A 6099-nucleotide genomic window follows, 5' to 3' on the forward strand; every position below is an offset into this window, starting at 1 on the left:
CGGTCGGGCAGCGACAGCAATTCCACCGCGGTGTCGTGCGTGACCTGCGACAACAGGCCGAGCACGGTGGCGACGTCCTTCTCGTAGCCGGCGATCAAATCGCGCTCGACCTTGCGGTCGGCGCTGTAGCCGAAGACGTCGAGCGGGGTGCCGCGCAGAAAACGGAATTTTGCCAGCCAGCGGAACACGCCGAGCATCCACGGGCCGAAGGCCCGCTTCTTCGGGCGGCCCAGCGCATCGACACCGGACGCCAAAATTGGCGGCGCGAGGTTGAAGCTGAACTTGTAGTCGCCTTCGAACTGGTCGCGAAGCTGCTGCTCGAACTTTCCGTCGGTGAAGAGCCGCGCAACTTCATACTCATCCTTGTAGGCGAGCAGCTTGGCGTAGTTGATCGCGACTGCACGCGGCAGCGCGTCACCATAATTGCCCTTCACGGCGGCGTCGCGGACCTGATCGACCAGCTTGCGGTAGCGTTTTGCGAGACGGCCGTTCTGGTAGGCGGTGAGATGCTTGGTGCGATACTCGATGATCTCGTCGAGCGTCATCGCCTCAAGCGACTTCGGCGCGACCACCTCGTCCGTTCCCTTCAGCATGTCGGCGAGGCGCTGGGGATCGGCAACCGCCAGACGTCCGAGCCGGAAAGCTTCCTTGTTCATCTTGATGGCGACGCCGTTGACCTCGATCGCCTGCTCGATGGCCTCGGCACCCACAGGCAGAAGCCCCTTCTGATAGGCGTAGCCCATCATCATCATGTTGGTGGCGATGCTGTCGCCGAGGAGCTGCTCGGCCGGCTTGGTGAAGTCGAAGAAGGCGGAATCCTTGTGCAGCGCGGTTTCCAGCACCGCATTCAGCTTGCGGGTCTGGAAGTTGAAATCTCGGTTGAGGATGAAGTCGGCGGTGGGAATGACGTGGCTGTTGATGATGCCGTGGGTGCGGCTGGAATCGCAGAGCGTGATGGTGTCCTTGGCGACAGCGACCACCTCGTCCGCCGCGAGCACGAGATCGGCGGTGCCGGTGACGATGCGCGAGCATGTTACCTCGGCGGGGTGATCCGACAGGCGGACGTGGCTCAGCACCGCGCCGCCCTTCTGCGCGAGGCCGGACATGTCGAGGATCATCGAGGCCTTACCCTCGATATGCGCAGCCATGCCGAGCAGCGCGCCGATCGTCAGCACGCCGGTGCCGCCGACGCCGCCGACCGCGATGTTGTAGGGTTTTTCGAGCGTCGGGCGTGACGCGGGCTCTGGCAGCGCGCCGATGTCGGCGAGCTCCGCCGGCGCGCGATGGCGCGGCGCCCCGCCGTCGATGGTGACGAAGGACGGGCAAAAACCCTTCACGCAGGAATAGTCCTTGTTGCAGGACGACTGGTTGATGGCGCGCTTGCGGCCGAACTCGGTCTCGAGCGGCTCGACCGAGATGCAGTTCGACTGCACCGAGCAATCGCCACAGCCTTCGCAGACCGCCGGATTGATCATCACACGCCGTGCCGGATCTTCCATCAGGCCGCGCTTGCGGCGGCGGCGCTTTTCGGCGGCGCAGGTCTGCACGAAGACGATAGCGGACGTGCCCTTGTACTCGCGGCACATCTTCATGACGGCGTCGAGCTCGTCGCGATGGAATTTTTTCACGCCGGGCGCGATGCTGTCGGCCGGATAGGCGTCGGGAGTCTCGGAAACCAGGTAGATCTCGCGGATGCCTTCGGCGTGGAGCTGGAAGGTGATCTGCTGCGGCGAGAGATCGCCGTCATGGCGCTGGCCGCCGGTCATGGCGACGGCGTCGTTGTAAAGGATCTTGTAGGTGATGTTGGTCTTGGAGGCGACCGCCTGACGGATCGCCAGATAGCCGGAATGGAAATAGGTGCCGTCGCCGAGATTGGCAAAAATGTGGTTCTCGTTGGTGAAGGGCGCGATGCCGACCCACGGCACGCCCTCGCCGCCCATATGCGTAAAGGTCTCGGTCGAGCGGTCCATCCACAGCGCCATGAAATGGCAGCCGATGCCGGCAAGCGCGCGACTTCCTTCGGGGACCTTCGTCGATGTGTTGTGGGGACAGCCGGAGCAGAAATACGGGGTGCGGGAGACCGGCGCTGTCGGGATCATCTGGGACGCCTGGCGACCGTTGAACCAGTCGGCCTTGGCGCGGAGCATTTCGGCGATTTCAGGATTGAGATTAAGCCGGAGAAGTCGTTCGGTCAGCGAGCTGGCAAGCGAGGCGACGCTAAGCTCGGCGGCGAACGTGAGAAAGCGTTTGTCGTGCTCGTCCATCTTGCCGACGATGCGCGGGCGGACGTCGTCACGCCAGTTGAACAGCTCCTGCTTGACCTGGTTCTCGACGATCTCGCGCCGTTCCTCGATGATGAAAATCTCCTCCAGGCCGACCGCGAACTGCCGTACGCCTTCCGGCTCCAAGGGCCAGGGCATGCCGATCTTGTAAAGCCGCAGCCCGATCTTGGCCGCGACCTCCTCGGTAATGCCGAGCTCGCGCAGCGCCTGGCGGACGTCCTCATAGCTCTTGCCCGACGCCATGATGCCGAAGCGCGCGTTCGGCGAATCCATGGTGACGCGATTGACCTTGTTGGCGCGCGCAAAGGCGATCGCGGCAAAGCCCTTGTAGTCCTGCAGGCGGCGGTCCTGCTCGAAGCGGTCGTCGGGCCAGCGCAGATTGAGCCCGCCGGGCGGCATCTCGAAGTCGGTCGGGATGATGAAGGGCTTCATCTCATCTGTGAGATCGATCTCGGCGGTGGTCTCCACCGTCTCGGTAATCACCTTCATGCCGACCCAGCAGCCCGAGTAGCGCGACATTGCGATGCCCAAGAGGCCCATCTCGATCATCTCGTGGATGCTCGAGGGATAGAGATAGGGCATCAGCGCCGACATGAAGGCGTGGTCGGACTGATGCGGGACGGTCGAGGATTTTGCGCCGTGGTCGTCTCCGGCCAGACAAAGAACGCCGCCGTTCTTGGCTGAACCTGCCGCATTGCCGTGGCGAAAAACGTCGCCGCAGCGGTCGACGCCGGGACCCTTGCCGTACCAGATGCCGACGACGCCGTCGTATTTTGCGCCGGGCGAGAGGTTGAGCTGCTGCGAGCCCCAGACCGCGGTTGCCGCAAGGTCCTCGTTCACGCCGGGCTGGAACTTGATGTTGTACTGCTCGAGATGTTTTCGGGCGGCGAAGAGTTGCTGATCGTAGCCGCCGAGCGGCGACCCGCGGTAGCCGGAAATGAAGCCAGCCGTGTTCAGCCCTGCGGCGCGATCCCGCCTAATCTGGGCCATCGGCAGGCGGACCAGCGCCTGGATGCCCGTGGTGAAGACGTGTCCCGTTGCTTGTGTGTATTTTTGATCGAGACTGATCGGACCCTGGTTGATGCCCATGAACGTCCTCTTATGCCGCCCTAAACCCTTGGTCCCGCCCGTTGTTTTTAGCTAGGTCGGGCCGACCGCCCGCGCCACTCTATGTCGGATATTTAACGCTCCGCATCACAAATCTGGAGCAATCCGCAGGCCGACATGAATTCGCAATTTCGTGGCCGGAAGGGCGCCCGGTTTTTCACTTTGTGTCAGCTTACCCCGGGCGTCGCGAAACGACGTAACGTCCCTATAATGGGGATCATGGCGTTTGGTCGCAGGGAAGGCGTGACGATGCGGGCGATTCTGGTGTGTCTGGTCTTGTGCAGTGCAATTGCAGGCACGGCAGCGGCCAGCGAGCCTTCGCCGGAGACGATCGCCCGCGGCAAAGCGCTTGTCGAGGCCGGCGATTGCGCAAGCTGCCACACCGCCGATCCCGCAAAGCCGTTCGCCGGGGGCAAGCGCATCGATACGCCCTTTGGCGGCATCTATGCGCCGAACCTGACACCGGATCGCGAGACCGGGATCGGAGGCTGGACCGACGCCGATTTCACGCGCGCGCTCCGTTTCGGTATCGCGCCGGACGGCTCGAACTACTACCCCGCCTTCCCCTACCCTTACTTCAGCAAGATGACCAAGGACGACACGCTGGCGATCCGTGCCTATCTCGGCACACAGGCGCCCGTCACCAACCGCAACAAGCCGACCGAGTTGCGCTGGCCGCTGAACTACCGCGTGATGATGCGCGCCTGGAACTGGCTATTCTTCAAGCCCGGCCTGTTCGAGCCGGACCAGTTCAAGACCGCGGCGTGGAACAGGGGCGGCTATCTCGTCAATGGCCTCGGCCATTGCGGCGCCTGCCACACGCCAAAGAACTGGTTGGGCGCGGACAAGAAAGAGCTGGCGTTTTCCGGCAGCCCGATCGACGGCTGGTTCGCACCACGGCTCGACGGCGCCGCGCGCAGCGGCCTGAAATCCTGGAGCGTCGACGACATCGTCGAATATCTCCAGAGCGGCCGCAACGCCAGGAGCCACGCCGGTGGGCCGATGGCCGAGGTCGTCGTCAACTCGACCTCGAAGATGAGCGACGCCGATGTGCGGGCCATCGCGGTGTATCTGAAGGGCCTGTCGCCCGGCCCGCCCGAGCCGGCTGTGACGCCCCCACCGGACAGCGAAATGAAGGCCGGGCAAGCGATCTACGCGCGGGCCTGCATCGCCTGTCACGAGGCCGACGGTTCGAGCGCGCCGCGGATCTATCCCCCGCTGCCGGGCAACGCACTGCTGCTCTCGGCCGATCCCGCCTCGACGTTGCGCGTCATCCTCGACGGCGCGCAGACGGTAACGACCCCGCGCGCGCCCAATACGGGCTCGATGCCGGCCTACGCGAAGCAATTGTCGGACGAGCAAGTCGCCGCCGTCACCAACTACATCCGCAATTCCTGGGGCAACGCGGCGCCGCTGGTGACGCCGGCGCAGGTCGCGAAGGCGCGGCGCTAGCCCGGTGGCCCCCGCCGCTCGTCGCCGGTGAAGACGAACTTTGGCATCTCCCATTTGTAGCGCACCGCGAGCAGGCGAAAACTGATGCCGAGCACGAACGTCAGGATCGTCCAGAGCTCGGCATTGATCTGCAGGCCGAACGCAGTCGCATAGAACAAGCCGGTGACGACGGAGACGCTGGCGTAGAGTTCTGAGCGAAACAGCAGCGGCACGTCGTTGCAGAGCACGTCGCGCAGCACGCCGCCGGCGCAGCCCGTCACCATGCCTGACACGATGACGATGGGAAGCGACGCATCCATCTGCCAGGCAACGTCGCAGCCGGCCATGGTGAAGACCACGAGCCCGATGGCATCGAGCACGATGAAGGCAAGGTTGAGCCGGTGCACGAGGCGCGCGATCAGGATCGTGATGAAGGCGGCACCGCCCGTGATCGCGAGATAGATCGGATTCTGTACCCAGGCGAGCGGATAATGGCCCAGCAGTAGATCGCGAATGGTGCCGCCACCGAGCGCGGTGATGCAGCCGAGGAAGCAGACGCCAAGCCAGTCCATGCTGCGACGTCCCGCAGCAAGCGCTGCCGTCATCCCTTGCGCGGCAAGTGCAACGAGCGAAAGAAAGTGCAACACGCTATCGCTCGGCGGAAGGCTCCACATCGCCATTGTTCCCGTTTCGACGATGGAACTTACGTTGCAAGTTCCGTCATGAACAGGTTCCCGATTCCCGGCGCGAGGACAACATGCGACGAAAGCATGAGATGCCCGGAACCGAAATCCGCATCCATCGGTTGTCTTGCCGCAATCAATCGAGGAGATCCAATCGATGGCTGACGACCGTTTCCCCAACGAGTATCGCCCCAACCTTGCCGACGATGAGTATCTTCGTTCGGCACGCCGCGACGCCCAGCTCCAGGCCGACCCGGAACTAGGGGAAGGCCCCGCCTCCAGCGGCAAGATCGCGCTGTTCGCCGTGGCGATCGCACTGGTGCTCGGCGCCGTGTTCTACGGCCTGAACAACAGCAATGTGAACCAGGCTTCGACCGACACCCCGGCGAAGACCGCGCAGACGGCGCCCGCGACCAATCCAGCCGCACCTCCCGGCATGCGTGACGTAACGCCGCGCAACAACACCGAGCCGGGCACGACCACGGGTGCGGCGCCGAGCCGTCCGGCTCCGCCAGCCCCTGCTGCTCCGGCAGCCCCGTCTGATGCGGGCAAGTCGCAGTAAGCTGGCTCAAGAAGTGTAAGACGAGAGCGGCGGG

General features: G+C 64.1%; 4 protein-coding genes. 2 read left to right on the plus strand and 2 right to left on the minus strand.

Annotation, left to right across the window (positions count from 1 at the left end):
• On the minus strand, nucleotides 1–3371 hold a 3371-nt coding region (locus C2U70_RS28335), incomplete at its 3' end, for an indolepyruvate ferredoxin oxidoreductase family protein (RefSeq protein WP_140981930.1).
• Between the two features lie 267 nt (nucleotides 3372–3638).
• Here C2U70_RS28335 and C2U70_RS28340 point away from each other — a divergent pair.
• A complete protein-coding gene (locus C2U70_RS28340) occupies nucleotides 3639–4841 on the plus strand; it encodes a cytochrome c (protein WP_140981933.1) in 1203 nt (400 codons plus the stop codon).
• On the opposite strand, the gene C2U70_RS28345 is transcribed toward C2U70_RS28340, so the two are convergent.
• The gene (locus C2U70_RS28345) at nucleotides 4838–5494 is read right to left on the minus strand and encodes a trimeric intracellular cation channel family protein (protein ID WP_140981931.1); all 657 of its coding nucleotides are present in this window, start codon (nucleotides 5492–5494) and stop codon (nucleotides 4838–4840) included. The genes C2U70_RS28340 and C2U70_RS28345 overlap by 4 nt on opposite strands.
• Before the next feature lie 166 nt (nucleotides 5495–5660).
• Between C2U70_RS28345 and C2U70_RS28350 the strand changes: the two genes are divergently transcribed.
• On the plus strand, nucleotides 5661–6065 hold the full coding sequence (locus C2U70_RS28350) for a hypothetical protein (RefSeq protein WP_140981932.1): 405 nt from the start codon (nucleotides 5661–5663) through the stop codon (nucleotides 6063–6065).
• Nucleotides 6066–6099 lie beyond the last annotated feature (34 nt).

Origin of the sequence: Bradyrhizobium guangdongense (assembly GCF_006483445.1) — a bacterium.
Lineage (GTDB): Bacteria > Pseudomonadota > Alphaproteobacteria > Rhizobiales > Xanthobacteraceae > Bradyrhizobium > Bradyrhizobium guangdongense_A.